The organism is Streptomyces sp. CA-210063 (genome assembly GCF_024612015.1).
Taxonomy (GTDB): Bacteria; Actinomycetota; Actinomycetes; order Streptomycetales; family Streptomycetaceae; genus Streptomyces.
In genome coordinates this window covers 6185482-6211945 of sequence record NZ_CP102512.1, presented here as the reverse complement: position 1 = coordinate 6211945, position 26464 = coordinate 6185482, and the positions used below count along the sequence as shown (strand labels likewise).

24 protein-coding genes, 1 tRNA gene and 3 pseudogenes are annotated in these 26464 nt (G+C 69.9%); 11 read left to right on the top strand and 17 right to left on the bottom strand.

Annotation, left to right across the window (positions count from 1 at the left end):
* Nucleotides 1–158: 158 nt before the first annotated feature.
* Together JIX56_RS27265 and JIX56_RS27260 are read left to right on the top strand one after the other, a co-directional pair.
* Complete coding sequence (locus tag JIX56_RS27265) at nucleotides 159–1505, top strand: M6 family metalloprotease domain-containing protein (protein WP_257544403.1); 1347 nt, start codon at nucleotides 159–161, stop codon at nucleotides 1503–1505.
* A gap of 280 nt (nucleotides 1506–1785) precedes the next feature.
* Nucleotides 1786–3459, top strand: a complete 1674-nt coding sequence (locus JIX56_RS27260; protein WP_257544401.1) for an IclR family transcriptional regulator domain-containing protein — start codon at nucleotides 1786–1788, stop codon at nucleotides 3457–3459.
* A gap of 176 nt (nucleotides 3460–3635) precedes the next feature.
* Here JIX56_RS27260 and JIX56_RS27255 read toward each other — a convergent pair whose 3' ends face one another.
* The 3 genes from JIX56_RS27255 to JIX56_RS27245 all read right to left on the bottom strand — a co-directional run bounded on the left by JIX56_RS27255 (nucleotide 3636) and on the right by JIX56_RS27245 (nucleotide 6460).
* Nucleotides 3636–4487 carry an ABC transporter permease gene (locus tag JIX56_RS27255; RefSeq protein WP_257544399.1) on the bottom strand — a complete coding sequence of 284 codons (852 nt, stop codon included), beginning with the start codon at nucleotides 4485–4487 and terminating at the stop codon, nucleotides 3636–3638.
* 2 nt (nucleotides 4488–4489) lie between these two features.
* Entirely contained in the window at nucleotides 4490–5224 is a 735-nt protein-coding gene (locus tag JIX56_RS27250; RefSeq protein WP_257551142.1) for an ABC transporter permease, read from the bottom strand.
* 120 nt (nucleotides 5225–5344) lie between these two features.
* Nucleotides 5345–6460, bottom strand: coding sequence for an ABC transporter ATP-binding protein (locus tag JIX56_RS27245; protein ID WP_443032067.1), 1116 nt, complete (start codon nucleotides 6458–6460; stop codon nucleotides 5345–5347).
* Between the two features lie 159 nt (nucleotides 6461–6619).
* Between JIX56_RS27245 and JIX56_RS27240 the strand changes: the two genes are divergently transcribed.
* Nucleotides 6620–7003 (top strand): hypothetical protein, encoded by a 384-nt coding sequence (locus JIX56_RS27240; protein ID WP_257544396.1) that lies wholly within the window; start codon nucleotides 6620–6622, stop codon nucleotides 7001–7003.
* A 66-nt stretch (nucleotides 7004–7069) separates the two neighbouring features.
* Nucleotides 7070–7768: a TetR/AcrR family transcriptional regulator gene (locus tag JIX56_RS27235; RefSeq protein WP_257544395.1), complete on the top strand. Its 699-nt coding sequence runs from the start codon at nucleotides 7070–7072 to the stop codon at nucleotides 7766–7768.
* Nucleotides 7769–7843: 75 nt separating this feature from the next.
* Here JIX56_RS27235 and JIX56_RS27230 read toward each other — a convergent pair whose 3' ends face one another.
* The 10 genes from JIX56_RS27230 to JIX56_RS27185 form a co-directional block, all read right to left on the bottom strand.
* Entirely contained in the window at nucleotides 7844–8344 is a 501-nt protein-coding gene (locus JIX56_RS27230; protein ID WP_257544393.1) for a flavin reductase family protein, read from the bottom strand.
* Nucleotides 8341–8841 (bottom strand): NADPH-dependent FMN reductase, encoded by a 501-nt coding sequence (locus tag JIX56_RS27225; RefSeq protein ID WP_257544391.1) that lies wholly within the window; start codon nucleotides 8839–8841, stop codon nucleotides 8341–8343. The genes JIX56_RS27230 and JIX56_RS27225 overlap by 4 nt, the downstream gene beginning before the upstream one ends.
* Complete coding sequence (locus tag JIX56_RS27220) at nucleotides 8841–10247, bottom strand: MFS transporter (RefSeq protein WP_257544389.1); 1407 nt, start codon at nucleotides 10245–10247, stop codon at nucleotides 8841–8843. The genes JIX56_RS27225 and JIX56_RS27220 overlap by 1 nt, the downstream gene beginning before the upstream one ends.
* 1 nt (nucleotide 10248) lies before the next feature.
* Nucleotides 10249–11574: an NtaA/DmoA family FMN-dependent monooxygenase gene (locus JIX56_RS27215; RefSeq protein ID WP_257551141.1), complete on the bottom strand. Its 1326-nt coding sequence runs from the start codon at nucleotides 11572–11574 to the stop codon at nucleotides 10249–10251.
* Nucleotides 11575–11579: 5 nt separating this feature from the next.
* Nucleotides 11580–12242, bottom strand: coding sequence for a cysteine hydrolase family protein (locus tag JIX56_RS27210; RefSeq protein WP_257544387.1), 663 nt, complete (start codon nucleotides 12240–12242; stop codon nucleotides 11580–11582).
* Complete coding sequence (locus JIX56_RS27205) at nucleotides 12239–13300, bottom strand: LLM class flavin-dependent oxidoreductase (RefSeq protein WP_257544385.1); 1062 nt, start codon at nucleotides 13298–13300, stop codon at nucleotides 12239–12241. The genes JIX56_RS27210 and JIX56_RS27205 overlap by 4 nt, the downstream gene beginning before the upstream one ends.
* Nucleotides 13301–13331: 31 nt before the next feature.
* Nucleotides 13332–14456, bottom strand: coding sequence for an ABC transporter substrate-binding protein (locus tag JIX56_RS27200; protein WP_257544383.1), 1125 nt, complete (start codon nucleotides 14454–14456; stop codon nucleotides 13332–13334).
* A gap of 109 nt (nucleotides 14457–14565) precedes the next feature.
* On the bottom strand, nucleotides 14566–15420 hold the full coding sequence (locus JIX56_RS27195; protein WP_257551140.1) for an ABC transporter permease: 855 nt from the start codon (nucleotides 15418–15420) through the stop codon (nucleotides 14566–14568).
* 13 nt (nucleotides 15421–15433) lie between these two features.
* Entirely contained in the window at nucleotides 15434–16264 is an 831-nt protein-coding gene (locus JIX56_RS27190; RefSeq protein WP_257544381.1) for an ABC transporter ATP-binding protein, read from the bottom strand.
* A 161-nt stretch (nucleotides 16265–16425) separates the two neighbouring features.
* The gene (locus tag JIX56_RS27185; protein WP_257544379.1) at nucleotides 16426–16854 is read right to left on the bottom strand and encodes a hypothetical protein; all 429 of its coding nucleotides are present in this window, start codon (nucleotides 16852–16854) and stop codon (nucleotides 16426–16428) included.
* Nucleotides 16855–17060: 206 nt separating this feature from the next.
* Here JIX56_RS27185 and JIX56_RS27180 point away from each other — a divergent pair, with 206 nt between their 5' ends.
* Nucleotides 17061–18080: a zinc-dependent alcohol dehydrogenase gene (locus JIX56_RS27180; RefSeq protein ID WP_257544377.1), complete on the top strand. Its 1020-nt coding sequence runs from the start codon at nucleotides 17061–17063 to the stop codon at nucleotides 18078–18080.
* Between the two features lie 186 nt (nucleotides 18081–18266).
* Here the strand turns inward: JIX56_RS27180 and JIX56_RS27175 are convergent, their stop codons facing one another.
* A complete protein-coding gene (locus JIX56_RS27175; RefSeq protein ID WP_257544375.1) occupies nucleotides 18267–18962 on the bottom strand; it encodes a FadR/GntR family transcriptional regulator in 696 nt (231 codons plus the stop codon).
* Between the two features lie 328 nt (nucleotides 18963–19290).
* Between JIX56_RS27175 and JIX56_RS27170 the strand changes: the two genes are divergently transcribed.
* The 4 genes and pseudogenes from JIX56_RS27170 (at nucleotide 19291) to JIX56_RS27155 (ending at nucleotide 22569) form a co-directional block, all read left to right on the top strand.
* Nucleotides 19291–19896, top strand: coding sequence for a histidine phosphatase family protein (locus JIX56_RS27170; protein WP_257544373.1), 606 nt, complete (start codon nucleotides 19291–19293; stop codon nucleotides 19894–19896).
* Nucleotides 19897–20001: 105 nt separating this feature from the next.
* Nucleotides 20002–20265 (top strand): annotated as a pseudogene (locus JIX56_RS27165) (DNA-binding response regulator); the annotation flags it as partial.
* A gap of 405 nt (nucleotides 20266–20670) precedes the next feature.
* Nucleotides 20671–22254 carry an alpha/beta hydrolase gene (locus JIX56_RS27160; protein ID WP_257544372.1) on the top strand — a complete coding sequence of 528 codons (1584 nt, stop codon included), beginning with the start codon at nucleotides 20671–20673 and terminating at the stop codon, nucleotides 22252–22254.
* A gap of 242 nt (nucleotides 22255–22496) precedes the next feature.
* Nucleotides 22497–22569, top strand: a tRNA-Arg gene (locus JIX56_RS27155).
* 47 nt (nucleotides 22570–22616) lie between these two features.
* Here JIX56_RS27155 and JIX56_RS27150 read toward each other — a convergent pair.
* Complete coding sequence (locus JIX56_RS27150; protein ID WP_257544370.1) at nucleotides 22617–23357, bottom strand: tyrosine-type recombinase/integrase; 741 nt, start codon at nucleotides 23355–23357, stop codon at nucleotides 22617–22619.
* Here JIX56_RS27150 and JIX56_RS27145 point away from each other — a divergent pair.
* Nucleotides 23328–23545 (top strand): annotated as a pseudogene (locus JIX56_RS27145) (hypothetical protein); the annotation flags it as partial. The gene JIX56_RS27150 and the pseudogene JIX56_RS27145 overlap by 30 nt on opposite strands.
* A 1-nt stretch (nucleotide 23546) precedes the next feature.
* Nucleotides 23547–23933, top strand: a pseudogene (locus JIX56_RS27140) (GNAT family N-acetyltransferase); the annotation flags it as partial.
* A gap of 633 nt (nucleotides 23934–24566) precedes the next feature.
* On the opposite strand, the gene JIX56_RS27130 reads toward JIX56_RS27140, so the two are convergent.
* Together JIX56_RS27130 and JIX56_RS27125 are read right to left on the bottom strand one after the other, a co-directional pair.
* Nucleotides 24567–25634, bottom strand: a complete 1068-nt coding sequence (locus tag JIX56_RS27130; protein WP_257544368.1) for an SRPBCC family protein — start codon at nucleotides 25632–25634, stop codon at nucleotides 24567–24569.
* A 6-nt stretch (nucleotides 25635–25640) separates the two neighbouring features.
* Nucleotides 25641–26252, bottom strand: coding sequence for a hypothetical protein (locus JIX56_RS27125; protein ID WP_257544366.1), 612 nt, complete (start codon nucleotides 26250–26252; stop codon nucleotides 25641–25643).
* Between the last annotated feature and the right edge of the window lie 212 nt (nucleotides 26253–26464).

Below are 26464 nucleotides of genomic sequence, written 5' to 3'. Positions count from 1 at the left end.
CCCGGAGCACTTCCTCTGTGACCTGCGTCACTGTGTCACGACGGGCCCGGGTCCACGTTCGGCCCTTCCAGCGCGCGCCCGCGCACCCCTCGACACAGGGTGATCGAAAGGGTGCAGTCTCGTCACCGGGCGGCTGCCGTGGAGCGAAGGGCGTGTGTATGCAGCAGCCGTTCCGCAGAAACGGGATACCTTCGCGCCGGATACGTCCGTCCCAGCCGCCTCGCGCGCGGCGGAGGGCGCACCGGATACGTCCGCGCCGCGTCGTCGCGCTCGCTTCCGTGACCGCCCTCACGCTCGCGGTCAGCACCTCCGCCGGCACCGGGCACCTGATGGCGAAGGAGAGGACGACGGCCGCGGGGGCCACCGCCCTCCCCCGCGGTTCGGCACTCGGTCCCTGCATGATCCGCGGCCCGCTCGGCACCCAGATGTCCGAGGGCATACCGACCCCGCCCGGCTACTCACGCTCCACCGGCACAGTGCGCGCCCTGAACCTGATGATCGACTTCTCCGACGCGCCCGGTGAGGGCAGCGCGATGGACCGCTTCGCGGAGTTCGCCCCCCAGACCCAGAAGTGGTTCCGGACCAGCAGTTACGGCCGTATCGACTACCGTCCCGAGGCCCCGCTCACCGAGTGGCTGCGGATGCCGAGGTCCTTCCGTTCGTACGGCATAGAGCGCGGCGCCCCCTTCGACCCCGGCTACCGCCGGCTGGTCCAGGACATGGTGCGGGTCGCCGATCCGCTGGTGGACTTCCGGTCGTACGACCTCGTCAACGTCCTCGTCACCCCGAACGCGGGCCCCTCCGCCCTCGACACCGTCCTGTCGGTGACCTTCGCCGGCAACCGTGAGGCGCCGGTCGCGGACGGTGTCCCGGTCGCCAACACGTCCTTCGTCTACAGCCGCCAGGACGACGGCTCGGGCTCGTACGACGAGACCGGCTACCGGGTCCTCCCCCACGAGAACGGCCATGTCTTCGGGCTTCCCGACCTCTACACCCACGAGGGCGGGGGCGCGGTCGGGCACTGGGACATCATGAGCGAGGACTGGGGCGTCGACAACGATCTGCTGGGCTGGCACAAGTGGAAGCTCGGCTGGCTCGACGAGAGGCAGATCGGCTGCGTGGCCGGAGTCGGGAGCGCCGAGTACACGCTGTCCCCGCTGGCCGAACCCGGCGGCGGGAAACTGGTCGTGGTCCCCCTCAGCTCCCGTACCGCGTACGCCGTCGAGCTGCGTACGCGGGCCGGGAACGACGCGGCGGTGTGCCGGCCCGGTGTGCTCGTCTACCGGGTCGACGCGACCGTCGACACCGGGAACGGGCCGATCAAGGTGTACGACTCGCGGCGTGACAGCGGGGGGTGCACGCGCAGCCCCAATGTCCACGCCGAGCTCTCCGACGCGCCGTTCGTGCCGGGGGAGTCCTTCAAGGACGTGCGGGCGGGGGTCGAGATCGCGGTGGAGGGGGTGGATGGCGGGGGGAACCATCGGGTGGTGGTGAGGCGGGAGTGACGGTGGGTGGGGGGGGAGACAGGGGTGCGGTGTCTAGGGTGGGTGGGTTTGTGCGGGTAGGTGGGGGTTGCTCGCACAGTTCCCCGCGCCCCTGAAAGACCAGGCCCTGCGGGCCTGGAAGACGACCGTCCTGCGGGCCGAGAAGCACGGGGCGCAGCCCCTGCTTTTCAGGGGCGCGGGGAACTGCGCGAGCAACCACGACGAACCCGCACCCGCCCGATCACAGGCACCCCCGACACCTTGGGCACCCGGCCCAGCTGCGCAGCATTACCGTGGCCCCATGCTCCCGAACGTCACCGCGGCCTCCCTCTCCGCACCGCCGGAGGCCGTCGCCCCTCTCATGCGGGGAATCACCGTGCTGCGTCGGCTCACCGAGGCGGACGGGACGCTGAGTCTGAGCGGGCTGGAGAAGGCCACCGGGCTCGCGCGTTCCACGGTGGACCGGATCACGGCGACGCTGGCCCGGATGGGGTACGTACGGCTGGACGGGCGGGACGCGGTCCTCGCCCCCCGTCTGATGGAGCTGGGCAACGCCTACCTGGCCGCTATCCGTCTCCCCCGCCTCCTCGACGCCCACGCGGACGCCCTCGCCGACGAGCTGGACGAGTCGGTGTCCCTGGCGGTCCGCGACCGGGACGGCATCCGTTTCATCCACCAGGCGACCCGCCGCCGCGCGATGTCCCTCAGCTTCCGTATCGGCGACCTGCTCCCCGCCGAACGCACGGCGCCCGGCCCGCTGTTCGCCACCGAGTGGGACAGCGCCGACTGGGCACGCTGGCGGGCCCGCCGCGAGGCCGATCCCGAGGGGCGCGGATTCCCGGCGGTGCCACCGCGCGGCGGCGCGTACGACGACTTCGAGGCCCGTACGGCTCGGGCGGGCGCCCAGGGGTGGGCGCTGGACGACCAGTTGATCGAGCCGGGACTGGTGGCGGTGTCCGTACCGGTGCGGGATCCGCGTACGGGGCGGGTCGCGTGTGTGGCGAGCGTCGTCAGCCACACCAGCCGGCACACCGCGGAGTCGCTGCGCTCGACGTTGCTGCCGCGGCTGCGGGCGACCGTGGCGGCGATGGAGCGGGCGCTGCGGGAGCGCCGGGCGGTCGCCACCGCGGTGGACGGTTCCCCGGCGCCCTCCGGGCTCGCCGCCTGGACGGGGGCCTCCAAGCAGGAACTGGGCCGGGAGTTCATCGAGTCGCTCGCCCGGGGGCTCACCGTGATCACCTCCTTCGGCGAGGGCCGGGCCGAACTGACCCTCACCGAGGTCGCGCAGGCCACCGGGCTCGCCCGGGCGACGGCCCGGCGTGCGCTGATCACGCTCGAACACCTCGGATACGTCGAGTCCCGCGACCGTGTCTTCCGCCTCACGCCCCGGGTGCTGGGCCTGGGCTTCCCGCCCCTGTCGATGCTGCCCCTCCCCCGGATCGCCGCCCCGCATCTGGCCGAGCTGTCCGAGCGCGTCCATGACTCGGCATCCCTGGCGATCCTCACCGAGGGTGGGGACGAGGTGCAGTACACCGCGCGGGTCGCCACCAGCCGTGTCATGAGCGTCAACATCACCCTCGGGACGCGGCTGCCGGCGTACGCGACCTCCCTGGGGCGGGTGATGCTCGCCGATCTGCTCCCGGAGGTCTCCCTCCCGGAGCGGCTCATCCGGCTGACCCCGCACACGGTCACGGACCGGCGGGAGCTGCTGGCCGTCCTGGAGGGTGTGCGGGTCGCCGGGTACGCGCTGGTCGACGGGGAGTTGGAGGAGGGGTTGCGGTCCATCGCCGTGCCGGTGCGGGAGGGGGGTGGGGGTGGGCGGGTTGTCGCGGCGGTGAATGTGGCGATGCACAGCAGTCGGCGGAGTGTGGAGGAGTGTGTGGGGGATGTGCTGCCGGAGCTTCGGGTGACGGTGGGGCGGATCGAGGGGGAGTTGGGGGTGGCGGGGATGTTTCGGCGTGTGCCAGGGGTGTGACCCGTTTTTTCTCGCCCCCGCCGCCCCTTCCCGTCCCATCCCCCAGGGGCTGCGCCCCTTCGACCCCCAGCTGCGGGTGCGTTGTGGTTGCTCGCGCAGTTCCCCGCGCCCCTGAAATGCAGGGGGCTACGCCCCTGCATTTCACCACCCACGGGCCCTCAACCGTCCCTGAACACCTACCCGTTGACGCCCGTGTACCGGCGCAGGCTCCAGTTCCACAGCAGCCGTGACAGGACGAAGGCCGTGAGGCCGATGAACGGGGAGGCCACCGCGAGCGCCTCCGGTACGCCCATCGCGTCGCCGTGCCCGGTGAGTACGCCGGCCGGGAAGTAGGCGATGAAGGCGAGCGGTACGACGAAGGTGAACGCGGCGGAGGCGGCCTTCGGGAGGATGCTGAGGGGGTAGCTGCCGAAGGTCCCCATCAGCTCCTCCAGCCACTGGCTCCAGTACGAGGTGGCCGGGAAGTGGAACGCGGCGGCGGCGAGGGCCGTGAAGAGCGCGGCCTCGACGAGCATGCCGCCGAGCACGCCCGCCACCACGTACGTGATCCGGCCCGCCGTCCAGTCGAGGGAGCTGCGCTGGAGGGCGGCGACGAACAGACCGACCGCGACGACCAGGTCGCCGATGGCGTTGACCGGGAAGAAGGTCAGCTGGATCTGCCGGTAGACCGGCATCGGACGGATCAGGCAGGGCTCGACGATCCCCTCCTGGACGAGGATGTTCATGTACTGGACCCGGCCGAGGAACAGCACGTACAGCCCGTGGGCGAGCATGCGCATGCTGGCGATGAGCAGCACGTCGGAGCTGGACCAGCCGCCGAGGCCGGGGAACCGGGTGAGCAGTACCGAGGCGAAGACGACGATCGAGACCTGCCAGATCGCCCCGACGGCGACACCCATCAGGAATTCGCCCCGGTACTCCAGCCGGGCCTTGAAGTTGAGCTTGGTGATCCGCCAGACGACCCGCCAGGCGTGCGCGGTCCCGGGCGTAGCGGTCCCGGGCGTAGCGGTCCCGTGTGGAGTCGTCATGGTCATCCTCCCTGGGCCACGACGCGTCGGCCGGCCCGGTCCCAGAGCCGGCGGGTGAGCAGCGCGAGCAGCACGATCCAGACGGCCTGGATCGCCAGCTGCCCGAAGGCGTCGTCGACGGTGATCCGCCCGACGTAGAGGGAGAGCGGTACGCCGAGGGTCGCCTGGAACGGCAGGAACGCGCTGAGCGTGATGAACCAGTCCGGGAAGTACCAGAGCGGCGCGTACACACCGGAGAGCAGGTTCTGCGCGAAGATGAGGATCAGCAGCGCCGACTCGTTGCGCAGGGTCCAGAAGCACAGCAGGTCGACCAGCATCATCACGTAGTACAGGACGACTTGGCCGAGCAGCATGCTCACCGCGAAGACCCCGGCCACCGCGAGGGAAGCGGGCGGGGCGACGACCCCCACGGCGAGACACAGCACGTATCCGGCGAGCACCCAGCCGAAGCCGTACAGCTGGTCGCCGAGGGCGCGCAGCGCGTAGTAGCGCTGGGGTTTGATCGGCCGCAGATACCAGTAGACGATCGTGCCGAAGCGCAGATGCTGGATCACCATGTCGCGGCCCGCGCTCCGGTCGAGGCCGCGGATACGGTTCGCGAGCACGGCGAGTACGGCGTAGCCGACGGCCTGGGTCTCGTTCAGCCCAGCGCTGGAGTCGGTGTTCGCGTACAGGCCGCGCCAGAGGTAGACGACCAGGCACACCTGGACGAGGAGCCGTACGGCGGTGGCGGTCATCCGGGGCGGGGTGAGCAGTTCGCCGCGTGGCGTGATCCAGGCGATGCGGTGGGCGCGCGCCCACCAGGTGGTGGTGGTCGTAGGGGTCTCGGCCGGTGTCCCGGTCGTGGCCGGCATGGCTCAACCGCCCTGGGCGGCGGCGGGGGTGACGGTGGCCGGTTCCTGGGCCGGTACGTCGCTGAGGTAGGCGGCGCGCATGACGTCCTCCAGGTCGTTCTCCTCCAGTGCGAGGTCCGCGACGCGGAACCGCCCGATGATGACCTTCAACGCCTCGTGCACGGTGGGCGCGTCCTCCCCGACCGGCCCGAACACGACTCTCGGCCCCTCGCGCCGCAGCACACCGATGCCGGCGAAGCCGGGCAGCGGGACGGGGCCGGGCAGTGCGGCGGTTCCGTCGGGAGAGGCGGGGCCGCTCGTTCCCTCGCCGCGCTCGATCTCCTCGACGTCGGCCGGGTCGGCGAGGGTGGCCCGGACCTGCCAGGTGCCGCCGAAGCGCCGTCGGATCTCCTGGAGCGGGCCGTCGAGCACGATCCGGCCGTGGTTGATCAGCACGACCCGCTCGGCGAGGCGTTCCACCTCGGTCATGTCGTGGGTGGTGAGCAGGACGGTACGGTCGCGCTCCTCGACCTGGTGCCGCAGGAACCGCCGTACCTGCTCCTTCACCACCACGTCCATGCCGATGGTGGGCTCGTCGAGGAAGACGACGGGCGGGTCGTGCAGCAGCGACGCGGCGAGATCGCAGCGGACCCGCTGGCCCAGCGACAGATGGCGGACGCGGGTGTCCCAGAACTCGGAGAGTTCCAGCAGCCCGTCGAACTCCTCGATTCTCGCTCGGAATTGAGCCTCGGGCACCCCGTAGATGTCCCGCAGGATCTCGAACGACTCCCGGGCGGGCAGATCCCACCACAGCTGCGTCCGCTGCCCGAACACGGCCCCGATGTTGTGGGCGTTGCGCTCCCGGTCCCGGTGCGGGACGACCCCGGCGACGAGTGCCTCGCCGGAGGTGGGTGTCAGAATCCCGGTGAGCATCTTGATCGTGGTGGACTTCCCGGCCCCGTTGGGACCGAGCAGAGCGAGCAACTCCCCCTTGCCGACACTGAATTCGACGTCCTGCACCGCGGCCTTGGCCACGCGCTGCGGACTGACGAGCGACCTGAGCGCACCCGCGAAACCGGGTCGCCGAACGGTCGTCTGGAACACCTTGGACAGCCCGCGCGCCTCGATCACGGCAGACAATGGCATCACATCCGTTCACATCGATACGTCCGGAGATGCATCCGGAGATACACCCGCAGATACACCCGGAGATATGTTCGGAGATACGTTCGGAATTTCGAACACCTTCCGGAACAACGGCGGCATGCTAGGCCCCGCGCACCAGAGGAGAGAAACGAATTGTTGGCCGTCATCGTCACCGAGAGCCTCAAGGACCCCGCCCTCCTGCGGAAGGTCCCGGGCATCGAACTCAAGCGCTACACCCTGCCGCTCGATGACGGCCCCGTGGAGATCATCGAACTCGACATACCCAGACAGGCCACGCAGGAAGCCTGCCTCCAACTCGCCGCGGCACTCCGCCCCGAGCGCTACTACGCGCACCTCCAGGACGCCCACGTCATGTACGTCGTCTTCCCCCACACGATCTCGGTCGTACGCCGCTCCGACCCCGCGTCCGAGGCGGCGGCCCAACGCGTCGGCGCCCTCTTCTCCGTCCCGCTCGCCCAGATGAACTTCCTGGAGATGTTCACCACCACCCGCCCGGGCATCTCCACCCCGTGGTGACTCGCGCGGTTCGTCGGGGTGTCGCGCCAAAATGGAGAGGGCGATCCGATCGCTAGACTCGCGGTCATGACCCCTGGCGCCCAGCACCCCGACGGCCCCGCCGCCCAACCCCTGCGCAGTGACGCCGAGCGCAACCGGGAGCGGATCATCGCCGCCGCGCGGACGGTCTTCGGACGGGACGGTCTGGGCGCCTCCATGGCCTCCGTGGCCCGCGAGGCCGGCGTGGGGATCGCCACCCTCTTCCGCCGCTTCCCGACCAAGGACGACCTGTTCGACGCCGTCTTCTCCGACCGTATGGACGCCTACGCCGACGCGGTCACCACCGCCCTCGAAAACCCCGACCCCTGGCAGGGCTTCACCGGCTACATCGAGGCCGCCTGCGCCATGCAGGCCGCCGACCACGGCTTCGCCGACGTCCTGACCACGACCTTCCCGGGCGCCAAGGCGATGGAGAAGCGCCGGAACGAGGCCTACGAGGGGATGGTGCGGCTCATCGACCGCGCCAAGGCCACGGGCCGGCTGCGCGAGGACTTCGACTCCTCGGACCTGGTGCTGCTGCACATGGCCAACGCCGGTGTCGTCAGCGCCACCGGCGACGCCGCCCCCGACGCCTGGCGCCGCGTCGTCGCCCTGCTGATCCAGTCCCTGGAGGCCCCGGCCCGCGGCCCCCTGCCCGCCTCGCCCGAGCACGACGCCCTCTACCAGGCCATGCTCCGCGCCGGCCGGGCGGACGTCACCGCACCGGAGCCGGGGAAAAGCAGCTGACTTCGGCAGCGCAAGCGTGAAGCCTCTCGGCCTCCGCGTAGGAGGACATGGCGTCCGGCACGCCGCCGGCTCGCCTCAGTCCGCCAGCATCTTGAACGTCCGTTGGTGCCAGACGAGGGGACTGCGGTCGTCGTCGGCCATCAGGGCGAGCACCCGCAGCACGATGATGTCGTGGTCGCCGGCCGGATAGGTGTGCTCGATCGTGCACTCCAGCCAGACAGGCGCGCCCTCCAGGAAGATCGCGCCGGATGCCGATTCCGCCGTGCCGAGGCCGGCGAACCGGCCTTCCTTGCTGGGGGAGGCCAGTTGCCGGGCCTTGCCGCTGTGCTCCTCGCCCAGGACGGACACTCCGATCGCCTGCGCGCGGGACAGCACCGGCCAGGTCGTCGAGGTGTGCTGCACGGCGAAGGAGACCAGGGGCGGGGAGGCGGAGACGCCGACGGCGAACGACGAGACGATCATGACGCTCGGGTCGCCGTGGACGCGGGCCGAGAGGGCGGCGACTCCTGAGGGGAAGGCGGCGAACGCTCTCTTCAGCTCGCCGGGATCCGAGGTGAGGGCTTCCATCGTCGTCATCGTGCGGTCCTCGTCTTCGCGGTGTCGAGCACGGTCCGGCCCCACCGCCCGACCCAGCGGGTGAGGGAGTCGTCCGTCGTGTAGGTGGAGTCGAGCTGGTAGAAGCCCTGCGCGGGGCAGGTCGCCCCGAGTTCGACGAGCACGGGTTTGAGCGTGAGTTCGGGGGCGAGCGCGTGCGCGGGTCCCGCACCGAGCATGAGGGGCAGCGCGACCTGGCCGGCGAGGCCGGTCTCCGTGGGGAACTGGTCGAGGAAGAGCTTGAGCAGACCGGTGTAGGTGCCCTTGTAGGTGGGGGACGCGGCGATCACGAGGTCGGCGGAACGCACCCGCTCGACGGCCGCGGTGACGTCCGGGTCGCCCCAGCCGAGCAGGCCGGCTCCGAGCGCGGTGACTTCGAGGACCTCGCAGTCGAGGTCGAGGGCCGTGGCGAGGCGTTCGGCGGCATCGCGGGTGCGCGAGCCGGCCTTGGGGTTTCCGATGACGGCGACGGCCTTCATCAGGCGACTCCTGTGGGTAGGTGGGGCGCGGCGGCGGACGCCGCGGGCGAGTCGGCCCCGGGACGGTCGACTCGCAGGGACACGGAGGCGAGGAGACAGAGCAGTCCGGCGGCGGCGAGTCCGCCGAGGGTGGCGGCGTAGCCGAACCCGGCCAGGAGGACGGCGCTGACCGCGCTGCCCAGCACCGCGCCGAGTTGCTTCATCGCGTTGAAGGCTCCCGAGGCCGCCCCGACCTCGTCCGGGGCGACCGTGGTCACCGCCGCGATCGACAGGGGTGACCAGACGAACGAGTTGCCCACTCCGTACACCGCGAAGGCCGCGGTCAGGGCGGGGATGGGCGCGTCCGTCGCGACGAGCACCGCCGAGGCTCCGATGGACAGGACCAGCGCGGACGATCCGACGGCGGCGACGGCACGGGGTCCGATTCCGTTGTTGAGCCGGGCCGAGACCGGAGCACCGAGCAGGCACACCACACCCATCGGTACGAGGGTGAACGCCGCCGCGCCCGGGGCGAGCCCGCGCTCCTGCTGGAGGTAGAGCATCAGGGGGATCATGGCCGAGCCCGCGCAGAAGGCCGCGGCGGCGCCGCCCCAGGCCGCGATGACGAAGCCGCGGCTGCGCAGCAACGCGACCGGCACGAGCGCGCGTTGTCCGTCGCGGCGCTGCAGCCAGACCACGGCCGCGACGACCAGCGTGCCGGTGACGGTGAGCAGCCAGCGGGGTACGCCCAGCACGTCGGCGCTCGCGGCGTCCGTGCCCTGGACGCCGAGGACGAGCGCGCCCACGCCGGTGGCGTTCGCGCAGATCGCCCACACCGGGATGCCCGCCTTCTGCCGGGGAAGGGCGGGGACGAACACGGCCACGGCGGCCATGGCGGCGACACCGACCGGGACGTTGATCCAGAACACCGCGGGCCAGCCGCCGACGGCGACGAGCAGGCCGCCGACGAGCGGCCCGGCGGCCACCGCGGCTCCGCCGACCGCGCCCCAGATGCCGAGCGCGACGGCGAGACGCGGCGGCTGGAACAGCGCCTTGATGAGGGTGAGGCACTGCGGTGTCATCAGCGCGGCACCGATGCCCTGGGCCACCCGCCAGCCGATGAGTGCCTCGACGGTGGTGGCCAGCGCGCACAGCAGCGACCCGAGCGTGAAGGCCGCGAGTCCGATCAGGTGGACGCGCCGGTGGCCGTAGCGGTCGCCCAGCCGTCCCGCGGTGATCAGGGGGACCGCGTAGGCGATGAGGTAGCTGCTGTTGACCCAGATCGCGAGGGTCTCGCTGGTGTGCAGGCCGGTGATCAGCGCGGGCAGCGCGACCGAGGTGACGGTGCTGTCCAGCAGCAGCATGAAGAACCCCGCGCACAGGCTGCCGAGGGCGAGCCAGTGGCGTCGCTCGCTCCCTGCGGTCATCTCACACCGCCAGGTTCTCGCGCAGCGTGGCGCCGGCGTGGGCCGGTGCGAGGGCACCGCGGCGGCGCAGCTCGGGCAGCAGCAGCTCGCTGATCTCGGTGAATCCCGAGGGCATGGCCAGCGGGCTGGAGATCATGTAGCCGCCGCGTGATCCGGTCGCGGCGAAGTTCTCCTGCAACGCGTCGGCGACGGTGGCGGGGTCGCCGATGACGCTGTGGTCGAGACCTGTGGCCCTGCCGCGGCCGTGCGCGAAGAACTCGCCGCGGCTCATCGTGTGGTCCTCGCCGAACTCCGCGATGAGCGAGCCGACGAGGCCCGCGGGGCTCGCGTTGGCGGCGACGATCTCGTCGCGCAGCTCGGCCAGTCGGAAGGACCTCGGCAGCGTCGACAGGTCGTAGCCGGCGTTGTGCGACAGGTAGGTGGCGACGGCTTCCTCGTTCCAGAACTCGTGCACCGAGTCGCGGCGTGCCCGTGCCTCGGCCGTCGTGCGGCCGACGATGACCTGGGTGGCCCAGAGGATGCCGGTACGGTCCGGGTCGCGCCCCTCGGCGAGGAGCGCCTCGTCGAGCAGCTTGCGGTGGCGCTGCTGGGCGTTGAGGTTGCCGCCGAAGCCGAAGACGAGATCGGCGAGCCGTGCCGACGCGGCGATGCCGCGGGGCGAGTTGCCGGCCTGCACGATCAGCGGGTGGTGCTGCGGACTGGGTACCGACGCCAGCGGGCCCTTGACGGTGAAGAAGCGTCCCTCGTGGTCGATCGGGCGCACCTTCGCGGGGTCGGCGAAGCGGCCCGTGTCCCGGTCCCGCACGATGGCGTCGGGCGCCACCGAGTCCCACAGGGCGCGGCAGACCGCGACGAACTCCTCCATGCGCTCGTAGCGCAGGTCGTGGTCCATCAGCTCGCCGAAGCCGTAGTTCGCCGCGTCCGCGCCGCGTGTCGACGCCACCACGTTGAAGGCGATGCGGCCGCTGGTCACGTGGTCGAGCGAGTTCAGCAGCCGGGCGACGTAGAAGGGGTGCATGAACGTCGAGGAGTACGTCAGTCCGAAGCCGATGCGCTCGGTCACGGTGGACATGGCCGCGATGACCGGGGACATGTCGTGGCGCGGCCACTGGATGCCCCACTCCACGGCCGGTTCGATGCTCCCCCGCCAGGTGCTGGGGATGCCGCTGCCGTCGCCGAAGAACAGCATGCCGACGCCGGCCCGTTCGGCCGTCCGCGCCAGCTCCATGTACATGCGTACGTCCGGGAAGTCCAGCCCGACCCAGGAGCCCTGCCGGGCCCACGCGCCCTCGGTGTGGGTGAAGGAGAGGTCGTAGCCGATGTGCATGCCGGTCACCGTGCCGCCTTCTTCCACAGGTCGACGACCTCGTCGGTGTCGCTGAGCACGGCCACGTTGAGTTCCAGCTGGGTGAGGGCCGCGGCGTGGACGTCGAGGTCGTAGGCGGCCGTGGCGTCCCGGGGGACGACGACGGGCCAGTCCAGTTGCAGGGCGTCCTGGGCGGTGGCGTGGACGCAGCACTCGCTCGTCAGGCCCACGACGGTGAGCCAGTCGCAGCCGGCCGCGCGCAGCCGCGCGTCGAGGTCGGTGCCGAGGAAACCGCTGTAGCCGCGCTTGACGACGCGCGGTTCGCCTTCGGCGGGCGTCACGCGGTACCACTCGGCTCCCGGTGTACCGAGGACGCAGGGCTCGGCAGGGCTCATGGGGGCGTCGTAGTCGCCCCCGCGCAGCCAGTTGCTCGAACGCCACGGCCGTGCGGGCTCACTGCCCAACTCGACCCAGACGACGGGTACTTCGGCCGTGCGGGCGGCGTCGACGAGGGCGCCGACGCGGGTGACCGCCTGGTCGAGGGCCGACAGGGCGGCATCCGTCAGGCCGTGGTCCTTCAGGCATCGCGGATCGGCGAAGTCGCGCTGCACGTCGACCACGACCAGTGCGGGCCTGCTGCCGGGCCGGGTGAGGTGGGCGAGCTGTCTGTCCCGCAGGTCGGACGTCATCCCGCCACCTCGTCACGGGCGCGCAGGGCCGGCAGCACGGTCTCGCCGAACAGCAGCATGTCCTCGTCGTACTCCGGGAAGATCAGCATGAGCCCGTCGAGGTCCGCCTCGCGCACGATGTACTCGATGTGCTCGGTGACCGTCCGCGTCGATCCCGCGACGTACGGGGTCTGGAACGCGGCCTCGCCGCCCGCGTCATCGGCCCACGCGCGGGCCTGGTCCTCGGGGATGCCCCAGGTGCGGCGCATATGGGCGAGTGCCTCGCGGTCGAGGCCCGCGCCCCATTCCCTGACCTTCTTGGCGGCCAGCTCGTCGGTCTCGTCCTGGACGACGGTGAGCATCGAATAGGTCTTGCAGACACGTCCGTTGGCCTTCGCCCGGGCATGGACGTCCGCCGAGAGCACGCGCATCTCGTCGAGGCTTTCGGCGGCGAGGAAGGCACCGTCGGCGTACGTGGCCTGGAAGCGTCGGGCCTCCTCGGACCTGCCCGCGTTGATGAGGGTCGGGCGGGTGGCCGGATGCGGACGGGACTCGCAGTCGACGAGGTCGAAGTACGGCGTGCGCATGGTGACGGAGTCCTCGGTCCACAGCCGGGTGACCGCCTCCGTCCACAGCTCCGTCATCCGGTAGCGGTCCTCGTGGCTGAGCCGCGGGTCCCACTCCCCGAACTGCTCGAACTCGCCCGCGTAGGAGCCGTTGACGATGTTCAGGCCGGCGCGGCCGCCGGAGATGTCCTGGAGGGTGGCGAACATCTTCGCGGCGACGGCGGGGTTGTGGACGTTCGCGTGCAGGGTCGCCCAGATCTTGACGCGACTGGTCGCCTCGGCGAGCGCCGCCATCATCGTCATCGACTCCAGCGAGCGGCCCCAGTGGTCGGTGCTGCCGCCGAAGCCGCGCCACTTCGCCATCGACATGACGAAGTCGAGGCCGATGTTCTCCGCGTGCAGGGCGGCTCGCTTGTTCCACTCGTAGCTCGCCTCGGGATGCGGGGCGGTCGTGGACAGCATCCATCCGCCGTTCCCGATGGGGAGGAAGATTCCGTATTCTTTCGCGGGCACGTGTGTGCGCCTTTCCGTGAGATTCCTGCGGCTACGGGGCGGGCCAGACCAGCTTGTCGGCGGCGTGGATGTTCTTGACGTACGAGGTGTCGAACCATCCCTCGGCCCGGTCGGCGGTCACGCTGTCGGGCACGATCTCGAACCGGTGCAACATGTCGACGATCCCCTCGACGTTCTTCGGGTCGACGGCGCCCAGCGGCTGTCCGGCCGTCGGATGGTCCTTCACGACCTGAGTCTCGGTCTTCCAGATGGCCGTGTTCAGTTCCTTGTCGTACGTCGGCCCGGACAGCTGCGCCGCATACCCGACGCACTCGGCGATGTGCTCGTCGCCGGCGCCGCAGTAGTCGTAGGCGTGCAGGGCGGCGCGCAGGATGTCCTCGACGGCGTGCGGGTGCGCCTTGGCGAACGCCGGGTCGACCGCCATCGCGCCGAGCGAGCTCGGGACGCCGTAGTCGATGGGTTTCCACACCGTGACGGCGTCGCCGGCCGCCTTGAGCTGGTTGGGCTCGTTGGAGACGAACCCGGTGAGGGCTTCGAGGCCGCCCTGTCCGCGCGGCAGTACGGAGGGGTCGTAGCCCTGCTTGACCAGCTTGAGCGAGTCCCACTGGACTCCGGCCTTGATCAGCATCGCCTGGACGGTGGCCGGTACGTAGCCCTTGTGGCCGACGACCTTGCCGTCGAGCTGGGTCAGCTTGGTGATGTCCTTGTTCGTCATCAGGACTTCGAGGCCGGCGTTCGAATATGAGGAGATGCCCGTGATGTCGATGCCGTTGGCCCGGGCCTGGATGACGTCCTGCTCGGCGACCGGACTGACGGTCGCCTGTCCGCTCGCGAGCAGCTTGGTGTTCTGCGCCGTGTCGCCGGTGCCGGGCTTGAGGACCACGTTCAGGCAGAGGTCGTTGAAGTAGCCGAGCTTGCTCGCGGCGATGTACTCGAGGATCGACACCGACGACTGGTACTGGTAGCCCGACAGATAGGTGATCGTGCCGGCGGCCTTGTTCTCGGCGCACCGCTCGGCGGAGATCGCGGATCCTTCCGGGCCGGTCGAGGTGCCGGCGCCGGCCTCCGAGCCGCATCCGGCGACGCCGGTCGTCAGCGCGATCGCGGCGAGGGAGGCGAGCCCGGATCTCATGAGACGGGACTGCACGGGTGACATGGGTGACTCCGAACTGGCGGTGGCCGCCGGGGAACGGTGCGGATGAGGGCATGGGTCGCCGAGCCCCCGCCATCGCGGGCGACGGGTTGCTGTGCTGGGGTGAGCCGGGTCAGTTGTGGGCGCTGTCGTGCCAGTGGAGGACGCGGCGCTCGACCAGCGTCACGGCGAGCAGCAGCAGCACACCCATGACCGCGAGGACGAGGATCGAGGCGTATACGACCGGCAGCTGGTTCATGGACGAGGCCACGCTGATCGCGGTGCCGAGGCCGTGGGTCGATCCCGACGCCGACATCTCGGCCACCACGGCGCCGACGATCGACAGGGGGAGGACGATGCGCAGCGCCGCGAACAGGTACGGCAGCGCGTTGGGGACGCGCACGTGCCACAGCAGCTCGAAGCGGCCGGCATCCATCGTCCGGTACACCTGCAGCACCTGCTGCGGCACGGACCGCAGACCGGCCGCGGTGTTGATGAGGATCGGGAAGAAGCAGATCAGGCCGGCGATGACGAGTTTGGGCAGCGGGCCGAAGCCGAAGGCCACGACCAGGGCGGGTGCGATCGCCACGAGCGGGGTGACGTTGAGCACGACGGCGATCGGCATGACGGCCCGGCGCAGCAGCGGGAGTTCGGTCGTCAGCACCGCCAGCGCGAACGCGGCGACGAACCCCATCGCGAGGCCGGCCACCGCCTCACCCAGGGTGACCAGGGCGTTGTCGACGTAGTAGCCGAACTGGGTGGTGAACGAGCTGCCGATCTCGGGCAGCGGCGGCAGCAGGTAGGGCAGTTGCCCGGCTCCCCACTGCCACAGGACGGCGAGGAACGCCAGCATCACCAGGAGGGGCGCCCACACGGAGGGACGGATCCAGGCGATCCGGGACCTCGGATGCCTGAGGCTGAAGCGCGACGGTTCGGTGGGCTGTTCCGTCTCGGTCGCCAGGGTGGTGCGTTCGTCGGTTACGGTCATCTCCACGCCCCGCTCATGCGGCTTCGCCGTGCCAGGCACGGCGCAGTCGGTCTCGGATCAGGTCCTCGTACTCGTGGAAGCGGCGCTCCCCGAAGAGGCGATCACCGCGTGGCCGGGGCAGGTCGACGTCGATGACGTCCACGACGCGGCCGGGGCGCGGGGCCATGACGACCACGGTGTCGGAGAGCCGGACGGCCTCGGACACGGAGTGGGTGACGAACAGGACCGTCGTCTTCAGCTCGTCCCACAGGTCGAGCAGCTGGTCCTGCAGGCTCTCGCGGGTGAACTCGTCGAGCGCCGAGAACGGCTCGTCCATGACGAGCACGTCGGGCCGCAGGCCGAAGGCCCGTACGATCGCGGCACGTTGCCGCATGCCGCCGGAGATCTGGGCCGGAAGCTTGTCCATGGCCTCGCCGAGACCCGCCTTGACGAGGAGTTCCCGCATGTCGGGGGCGGACGGCGCGGTCTGGCGCTCCCCGAAACCGGCGATGCGCTCACGGCGTCTGGCCGACCCCTTGTTGATCTTCTGCGGCAGAGTGACGTTCCGCAGCACGGACAGCCACGGCAGCAGGGCGGGGCTCTGCGGCACGAGCCCGATCATCTTGGCGGCGCAGGCCTGCGCCGGGGGCACGCCGTGCACCCGGACCTCGCCCCGGTCGGGCTGTTCGAGGCCGGCCACGATGCGCAGCAGTGTCGACTTGCCGCAGCCGCTGGGCCCGATGAGGCTGACGAAGCGGCCGGGCGGCACCGTCAGATCCACGTTGTCGAGGGCATTCGTCGCGGACGACCCGAATCCGTAGACCCGGTGCACCGACCGCAACTCAAGTGCTGGCGTGCCAGTCACCTTCACGCTCCCATCCATGTCGCGAGCACGAAGGCCCGATCCTGGAAGTCGGAGAGCGTGCGTAGCGAGTGCGGGAGACTGCCACGCGGAAATCCGCTTAGGTGCCTCCGACCGTAGGAGCCCTGTGTTTCACCGCCCCACCCCGCCGCGTTTCGGGGACTTTACGTCCGGGGCGGCAGTGTTACGGCCGTGCTGCCGTCGAAGACGTAGATCTCGATCCCGAGGTCGGCCGCCGCGCGTGTCACCCAGCCGCCGAGTGCCTGCACGATCAGCTCGGTGACGAGGAGTACGGCGCGCTCGGCGGTCGGGACCGAGTCCCGCAGCCAGAGCAGCTTGAACATGTCCGCCATGACCTTGTTGCGGTAGGCGGGCTTGTACGCGCCCTGATTGCTGACGAGTTGGACGAGCACGCGGCCCGCGGTGTCGATTCCCTCGACCTCGACGCGGCTGCCGTCGGGCAGCATGAGCGGCTTCGGACGCAGCTCGGTGCCGAGCCGGTCGCCGAGGGCGAGCAGCATCCGGCGCTCGACGGAGCCCTCGGTGAACCGGCTCCACTCCGTGGGGGCGTCAAGGATGGTCAGGTGGCGCATCTGCCGGAGTCTAGGAATCGCCCGTTTCGCTCGTGTTTCACGCCGCCGGCGCCGTACTCGCCCACAAGCCGCCGCACCGCCCCAGTCCCGGCAGCCGGTTTCGGCTACCGAGTTCCCTTGTACAAATATGCTTAGCTTCACGTAAGGGGTTCTGGCGGCAGGAGGTTCATGGTGGCTCGGTACTCCCAGCGCGGGGTTGAGCGCCGGTGAGGGCGTTCGTCCTTTTCGGTCCCGGTGAGGCCGGGGTGGTGGAGGTCGACGCTCCGGTGGCCGCACCGGGCGAGGTCGTCGTCGACGTCGCCCGTGCCGGTGTCTGCGGCACCGACGTCGAGTTCTACACCGGGGAGATGGAGTATCTCCGCGAAGGTCACGCGCGGTTTCCCATGCGCTTGGGACACGAGTGGTCGGGCACCGTCTCCGCCGTGGGGGACGGGGTCGACCGGTCGTGGATCGGACGGCGGGTCATGGGTGACACCATGCTCGGCTGCGGTCACTGCCGCCGGTGCCGAGGCGGGATCCAGCACGTCTGCGAGGCACGCCAGGAGGTGGGCATTCGCGGCGGCCGGGCAGGCGCCCTCGCCGAGCGGCTGGCCGTGCCGGCCTCGTCGCTGCACGTCCTGCCCGACACCGTCGACGACGCCATGGGCGCGATGGTCGAGCCCGGCGGAAACGCGCTGCGGGCCGCGCAGGCGGCCTCGATCAGGCCCGGAGACCGGGTGCTCGTGCTCGGACCGGGCACCATCGGGCTTCTGGTGGCGATGTTCGCGCGGCGGGACGGCGCCGAGGTGCACCTCATGGGCCGTCCGGGGGGTTCGCTGGAGTTCGCGGCGACGCTGGGCTTCGATGCCGCCTGGACGGAGGACACGCTTCCGGATCTCCCCTACGACGCCGTGATCGACGCGTCCAACGCGCCGGAACTGCCGGCGAAGGCACTCGAACTGATCGAGCCGGGAGGGCGGGTCGTCTACATCGGCGTCGCGGGGAGCCCGAGCCTGATCGACACGCGGTCGCTGGTGCTCAAGGACGTCACGGCCATCGGGATTCTCAGCGCGTCACCGGGACTCGACGCGACGATCGAGGCCTACGCGAAGGGCGAGGTGGACCCACGTCCGCTGATCGCCGAGACGGTCGGCCTCGACGGGGTCGACGCCGTGCTGGCGGGAAAGCGGCCGACCGGCGCCGGTCCCGGGCCCAAGATCCACGTCGCACCGGACCGGCAGGGCTGAGCTGCGGGGCGGCGACAGGCGGGGCGACGGCAGGCGGGGCGACGGCAGGCGGGGCGACGGCAGCCTGATGGCCGGCGTCCTCTTCGTGGGCACCCATCGTGATCATCCACCGTGATCAACCACCGTGATCAACCACGTCTTCCGACGGGGTCGGTGAAATGACGACCGTCGCGGCCTCGCGGCTGCTCAGGCCGAGTCGCTCGGGGCGGAGCCCGCATTCCACCCGTCGGCCTCGGCGAAGCGCTCGACGACCTCCTTGAGCAGGATCCGCAGCAGTTCGGCGGCGCGGCCGCCCTCCCCGTCGAAGATGGCTTCGGCCACCCCGAGGTGGAGTTCGATCGACTTCTCATCGGGCGTACTGGGCATCAAGTGGTAGTCACTACGGCCTATGAGGCCGGTGGTGAAGGTCGGCTCCAGCGCCGTGAAGAGGTGGTTCCGGGTGCCACCGAGAATGAGCGAGTGGAACCGGACGTCCTGTGCCGTGAAGGCGGCGATGTCATCGGCCTTCGCAGCCATCTCCTCCGCGCAGAGCAGCAGTTCGGCGCGTTCTCGTCGTGTGGACGCCGCGCACATGTACTCGGCCGCGACAGGCTCGATCGCGTAACGCAGCTGAGCGAGCGCGTGCAGTTCGGTGGCGCGGGTCTTCTCGTAGGCGAGCCGCCATCCGATCACGCGCGGGTCCAGGGCGTTCCAGTCGCGGTCTTCCCGCACCGTCACACCGACGCCGCGCGCGCTGCGCAGCAAGCCGAGGAACTCGAGGACCCGGACGGCCTCACGCACGACACTGCGGGAGACACCGAACTCCTTCTCCAGGTCCTCCACGCGAACCAGATGCCCGGGCGGCAGAGCGCCACTGCTGATACGGAACCCCAGTTCATCCAAGAGTGACTGAAATCTTCCGCTCGCCGCGGATCCTCTGGGCACCTCGGGCTCGGACACAAGAGCACTCTACGCGACGAGATGCGCACCAGCTGCCGAGTGCCGGGACATGAGCATACTTACCCGGAGCCTGCGTTGCTGAGGCCGTGATGCTTGTATCTACTTGTCTCCCCTGGCATCCATGCGTGTCTCTCCTGGCATCCATGCGCTCGCCAGCAGGAGACAGCTCTGGCCACAGCAAGAACCTGCCAGGGTCGCAGGGTGGCTCGTATGCTTTTCTCCGTTGTCCGTACGGGCCTGGTTCCCGTTCACCGAGAGGACGTCCGCTGCGATGCGTCTGTTGCTCACCCGTCATGGCCAGACCACGTCCAACCTCACGCATGCCTTGGACACCGACGCACCGGGAGCGGAGCTCACCACGCTCGGGAGGCAGCAGGCGGAGGAGCTGGTAGGGCGTCTCGCGAACGAGCCGATCGACGCCTTGTACGTCTCGACGCTGCGGCGCGCCCGGCAGACGGCGGCGCCTCTGGCCCGGGAGCGCGGGTTGCGGCCCGTCGTACGGGAGGGCCTGCGCGAGCTGAGCGCGGGCGATCTGGAGATGAACCGGGACGCCGAGTCCGTGCAGCTGTATCTGAAGACGGTGATGGCATGGGCCTCGGGGCAGACGGACCTGCGCATGCCCGGAGGAGAAACGGGCGAGGAGGCCCTGACCCGTTATGACGAGGTCATCGAGGAGATAGCCGGATCGGGGGCGGACGGCGCCGCCGTCGTCAGCCACGGCGCGGCCATCCGCACCTGGGCAGCCGCCCGGTCCCGCAACGTCGACGCCGCGTACGCCGCCCGGCACCCGCTGGAGAACACCCACATCGTGGCCATGGACGGCGATCCACGGCGCGGCTGGACAGTGACGCACTGGGGCGGACAACCGGTCGGCTGACCACCGCCCCGACGCGATCACGCAGAACCACGTGGCCGTCCGGGAGCACGATCGTCGGCGCCGAACCCACCAAGGGGCGGGGCCCGTGGAGCGGGGAGGCGGTGGCCACGGACGGCTCTGCGGCCAGTGATGACCACCTCCGACATCGACGACTACGTCTACGAGGCGCTGCACGCCGGGGCCGACGGCTTCCTGCTCAAGGGAGCGCAGGTCGGCGAACTCGTTCAGGTGATACGGGTGGTCGCCGCCGGTGACGCGCTGCTCGCGCCGTCCATCACCCGCCGCCTCATCGAGGACGTGGCCCGGCGCCGCCCCGTCGCGTCCACAGCCCCCCGTCTACGGCTGAACGGGCTTACGCCCCGGGAGAGTGTGACGTGCGCACCCCTGCCCGCGCCCCAGCGTCACCGCGCCCTGACCACGGACCGGTTTCGCAGGAGCGTGACCCATGCCCCAGCCCATCGACCTCGATCTTCCACGACTGCTCCCCCACCTGGATCCTGCGCGCCCCGCGCGACGACGGCACCGGTTCCGATGATCCTCTTCACGCCGCGATGACGCCGGCGTACCACCCCCTAGCCAGGGTTCAGTCGCATGGAACCCGGGTGGTCTCACGCTGGTGCGGATGGTGATCAGCCGGTTCGGGTTGTCCTCCGCACGTCTCTTCTCGTGTACGCCGGGAGTCGTAGCGAGATAGCACCACAGTGTGTTTCGCCCGCCTCGGCAGTCACGAAATGGTCGCTCCGTCCCGGAAGTTGATCGAAAGGAACGGCCATCGTGCGAATAGGACGCATAGCCCCCCTGCTCGCCGTGGGGGTCACGGCGACGCTGGTCCCCGCCCTCGCCCCGGCGCAGGCATCGGCGGCGGAACCGCTGAAGAGATTCGAGAACCAGAAGCCCGCGTGGCACCGATGCGACGCGTCGCAGCCCGCCGCGTACCAGTGCGCGACGATCAAGGTCCCGCTCGACTACAGCCGCCCCGGCTCCAAGACGATCAAGCTGGCCATCTCCCGAGTGAAGACCAGCGTCCCCGGCAAGCGGCGCGGCGTGATCCTCTTCAACCCCGGCGGTCCGGGCGGCGAAGGCCTGAGCATGCCGGTCGGAATGAAGCCGTTGATGCCCAAGAACGTCCGTGAGCGGTACGACCTCATCGGGTTCGACCCGCGCGGCGTGGGCCGCAGCAGCCCGGTCACGTGCGGTCTCACGGACACGGAGCAGAACGACGAACGCCCCTACAAGCCGGAGACGTTCAACCAGGACGTCAAGTGGGCCCGCACCGTCGCCGACAAGTGCCGTGCCAAGAACGGCGACAGGCTGCCGTACATCACCACCCGCAACACCGCCCGCGACATGGACGTCATCCGCGCCGTTCTGGGCGAGAAGAAGATCTCCTACCTGGGCATCTCCTACGGCACGTACCTGGGTGCCGTCTACGCGCAGATGTTCCCCAAGCGAACCGATCGCTTCGTGCTGGACAGCGCGGTCGACCCCGCACGGGCCTGGCGCGGCATGATCCAGATCTGGGCGGAGGGCGCCGAGCCGGCCTTCACCCGCTGGACGAAGTGGACCGCGCAGCGCCACCGCACCTACAAACTCGGCAACACCCCGGCCAAGGTGAGGAAGACGTTCTGGAAGCTCATCGCCCAGGCCGACCGCACTCCCCTCGTGACCGCTGACGAAAAGCTCACCGGGGACGACATCCGTGCCACTCTCCGCGACGTGTTCTTCTACAGCCCCAAGGACGCGGCCGAGACGGTCGTCGAGTACAAGAAGATCGCCGGCGGCCACGCGACCTCCCACCGCTCCCCCACGCTGGAAGATCAGCAGGGACTGCGCCGGTCCGCGGCTTGGGCCGCGGAGGTCCCGGACGACAACCAGCCCGCCGCCTTCTGGGCCGTGGTCTGCGGCGACACCGCGGCCTGGCCGCGCGACCCCGAGCAGTACCGGCGTGACGCGATCCGGGACAAGGCCAAGTACCCGCTCTACGGCGACTTCGCCTCCCACATCAAGCCCTGCGCGTTCTGGGACAAGCCGGCCGAGCCCGTCACCACGGTGAACAACAAGGTCGGCCTGCTCACCGTCCAGAACCAGTGGGACTCCCAGACGCCCCTGGCCAGCGGCCTCGGCATGCACCGCGCCCTGAAGGGCTCGCGCATGGTGTACGTCAAGGGCGGCCTGGACCACGGCGTCTACGGCGTACACCCGGGCTCCTGCGCCGACCGCACCGTCAACGCCTACCTGAGCAGCGGAAAGCTCCCTGCACAGGACGTCACCTGCAAGCCGCCCGGCCGCCAGAACCCCGGCGCCAACCAGCACATCACCCCGACGCCGCAGCACACATCGGATACGCCCCGCTTCTGACACTCGACCGAAGCTGGCGCCGGCGCCCGTACCGAGCCCAGCCCAACTGCCCCCCCCTTCCGCCCACCCCGCACGGACGGCCGCACCACCCAGGAGTCACCTGCCACCACCAGGCCACCCGCTACACTGTCGGCGGTGGCGCAGCCGTTGTCGGCCGTGCTACCACAGACCTGTCGGGACCCAACGGATCGAGATTCATCCAGCTTCGGACGAATTTCAGACACGTTTTCCGACAGATCCCCGCCTTCGTAGCTCAGGGGATAGAGCACCGCTCTCCTAAAGCGGGTGTCGCAGGTTCGAATCCTGCCGGGGGCACAGCGCATTACTGCTCTGACCTGGTGTTTCTCCCCCAAGGAGGACTCCTACTCGGCCTCGGACGTCTCGTCCGGGGCCGTTTGCGTGAGCGGTGCGTGAGCGGATGAGTCGCCAGGCCCCGATATTTCCCCCGACGGATCAGCATCATCCGGCATGGACTCCGGGCCAGGCTTTTCCTCGCCGTCGGGTTCAGGCTCCGCCTCCGGAGTGGTGTTCTCGGAGGTGGCGCGGGCGCGCGGTACGAGACGAGCAGCGGCCTCGGCGATGGCGAGGTCGGCCTCGGGGAGCAGGCTCGTGTACGTGTCGGCCGTGATGATGATCGAGGAGTGGCCGAGCATCTCCTGGACGTCCTTCAGGTCGGCCCCGGCCGCGTGGGCGAGGGTCGCGGCGCCGTGGCGGAGGTCGTGGAGCCGGACCGGCGGGAGGTCGATCTCCTCGTACAGCTCGATGAACCGCCGTGTGACATTGGCGGGGTGGAGCATCTCACCGTTTTCCTGGGTGAAGACGCGGCCGGTCTCCACCCAGGCGTTCTCCCACTCCTTACGGTCCTGGTCCTGCTGAGCGCGGTGCCGCTTGAGGGCCTGGACCGTGTCGGAGTCGAGCGCGATGGTCCGTGCGCCGACGTCGGTCTTGGGGTCGTCCTCGTACACCTCCCAGCCGTCCACGACGGGTTGCTTGGCGACGGTGATGAGACCGGCGTCCAGGTTGGTGTCGGTCCACTTCTGGCCGCACGCCTCGCCCCGTCGCAGCCCGCGGCCCGGCCCATCACCACCACCCGGCTCGCACACGCCCAGCTCACCCAGGGCGCCCCCGACGCCGCCACGGCCACCGCGATGAAGGTCCCCGCCGAAACCGCCACCCAGCACGCCCGGGTAACGCGCATGCTGCAGGAGTTCGGGGCCGCGCTACGCGCCACCGCGCCGGGCAGTTCCACCGTGCAGACCTGGACCGAGCACACCGCGCCTGGAGGATGGCCCATGACCACAGCGCCCGCCATCGAACTGCGTACGTTCACCGACCTCAACGCCGTCCGCGGAGATCTCCTCGACGTGTACGCCGAGGTGCGCGCCCCCCTGCTCCATATGCCGAACCACGCGGTCACCGCGTTCGGCGAACGCCTGGACCGGCACGGCACCGAGCCGGGGTTCGTTGCCGTCCTCGCGTACGCGGACGGGCATCCGGTCGGCTACGCCTACGGCAACACCATCGAGCACGGCGACCGCTACTGGCAGCGCACCAGCCCAGCGCCGGCGAACAAGTACACCAAGCATCCGACCATGGCCCTGAAGGAGATCGGCGTCCGGGACGCCTGGCGGAAGACCGGCACCGCCCGGCGTATCCACGACGCCCTCCTCGCCCTGCGCCGCTACTGGGAGCACAACCACCCGGGCGAACCGATCGAGGACTACCTGCGCCGAGGCGGGCTGCTGAGCCGCTTCAGCGCCGCTGCCGCCCTGCCCCAGCAGATACAGTCCGCCCTCAGCGACGTCGCCCAGGGCCATGCTCCTGCCCGGCACCGTCGGGGGCGCGCTCGGCCACGGGGCCGGTGCGCTCATCAAGGCGTCACGCGAGCGGCGCCAGTCCGTACGCGCCCTTGCTGGCTGCTCGCGCCTTGCCGACCTCCTGGAGGCCGAGCCCGACCTGGAAGCCCTCAGCTTCTACCCGCACCTTCTCGCCTGGGACCTGGCCCAGCTCCCGGCCGACAGCGGCGCACTGCCGGTGATCCTGTTGGACACCTTCGAGGACACCGGTGACCGCACCCACCGCGACTTCGAGCGCCTGCTCCAGCGCGTCGTATGGCTGATGCCCAACGCATTCTTCGTCGTCACCAGACGCAACCGCCTCCAGTGGGCGGAGACGAGCCTGGAAGGGCAACCGCCGGACCGGCCGTCTTCGAGTTGGCGGCTGCATTCAGCCGGGGGAGGTGGGCGCGTCGTGAGGAGGTCACGCAAGGAACCTCAAGGGAGTTGCTGGCTGGCTGGCTACGGTCAACACGCTCACCTGGCCTTCGCTGAGGGCTGCCGGCGCGCGTGGCTAGCCGGTTCTTCTTCCTCCGCCTCGGGCTCTTCTTCCTCCTCCTCTTCCTCCTCCTCTTCCTCTTCCTCCGCCTCGGGCTCTTCTTCCTCCTCCTCTTCCTCCGCCTCTACCTCCTCCTCGTCACGCGGCTCCTCTTCCTCCGCCTCTTCGAATTCGTCCTCGGGCTGCTCTTCGCCCTGCTCCTCCTCGTCCGCGGCCTCCTCGTCGCGCACTTCCTCATCGCTGCGCACCACCTCGCCGTCGCGCACCTCGCCCCGCCACCCCTCGACCTCCTCGGGGTGCAGAAGTACCTGGCTCATGGCCTGCCGGCGGAAGTGCTTCAGTTCGAGCCGTGCCCTGCGGCCCTGGGCACGCCAGAGGTTCCCGGTGTGCTCGAACATGCCCTGCGGGTGGTACTGCAGAACCAGCAGGATCCTGGTGAGGTGCGGCCCGGCCTCATGGAAGGTCACCGCCCCGTCGACATGGCCCTTGTCACCCTTCGACTCCCAGACGATCAGCTCGTCCGGCACCTGCTCGATGACGGTCGCCTTCCACTTGCGGTGAGAGAGGAAGATCTGCGCCTTCCAGTTCGTCACCGTCTCGGATTCCTGCTCGACGTCCTCCACCTTCTTCATGAAGTTGGGGAAGTCCTCGAACTGCGTCCACTGGTTGTAGGCGTCGGAGACGGGAAGGCCCACGTCGATCTGTTCAACGATGTTGACGACCTTGAGCTTCTTGTTCTTCTTGTCACCGCCGCCCAGGGCGCCGGACAGCGTCTCCTTGACCTTGTCCTTCGCCTGGGAAATGGCGCCGCCAACGGCGGACTTCAGGAAGTGTTTGCCCCCCGCGAGCGCCAATTTGGATTTGAGACCGCCACCCAGTCCCCCGCCGTGAGCCAGATCCTGGACCTTGTCCGTCATATTGGCGACTGCTCGCTCTCCGAGGGCGGCGAGGAGGTTCTGCGTTTCTTCCAGCAACCGGTCGGTAGGCAGTTCTTTGGTCAACGTGCCCAGGCCGCCCGAAGCCTGACCGTCGGTTCGTTCAGCCATACGTCATCACCCTCGGCCTCGCTGTGCGGACCCGCCACTACCGGACGACCCGGAACTCGCGGTCCTGCGGCTACTGGCGGTCTTGCGGCTCGTGCTCTTACTGTTGCTCCCGCGGGTCTTCTTCTTGTCCGCAGCGGGAAGAGTGGCCCGCGTCCTCGTACGGCCGCCGCTGGGGGCCCGGGTCTGCGCAGAGCGCCCCTTCTCCCGCTGCTTGGCCTTCTCGGCCGGCTCTTCCTTCTCTTCTTCCTCGCCCGGCTCCTCCTCTTCCTCCTCTTCCTCGCCGCGCGGCTCTTCTTCCTCGTCGCGGGGCTCCTCCGCCTCCGGTCCGGCGCGAAGCGACGAAGCTCGTCGTTGCATCCGGTCGCTCAATGAGTCGATGCGACTGCCGACCGCAGCCACGGCGGCCGTCTTGCCCGCCGACAGCAACTCGTCACGCAAGGTCTGCGTGAGCTTGTTGATCTCGGGGGACTTCAGGAGATCTGCCCCTATCCCGCCGCCGCCAGAACGGAGGCGACTGCCCGCCGCTATGCCGGCAAGCGGCAGCGCCCACCGCATCTTGTGCGAGCGTCCGAGGAGGTAGGCGCTGGCGAGGGCTACTGGTACCTGACCGTTCTTCATGGTGTCTGTCTCCTCCTGCATCGGATCGATGCACTGCCGGAGACCCCGCACTCGCGTCGGATCGTTTCAGGCTCTGGCCACGTGTCGTCTGCGAGGTCTTCCCGAGGCGTCCCGAATCTCGTTCTGTCACCTCCCGACCCCTCCCACAGAATGCACACTTATATCCGATTATTCAGCATTCGGCATGTTTGTCCACGCGCAGGTCTACAGGG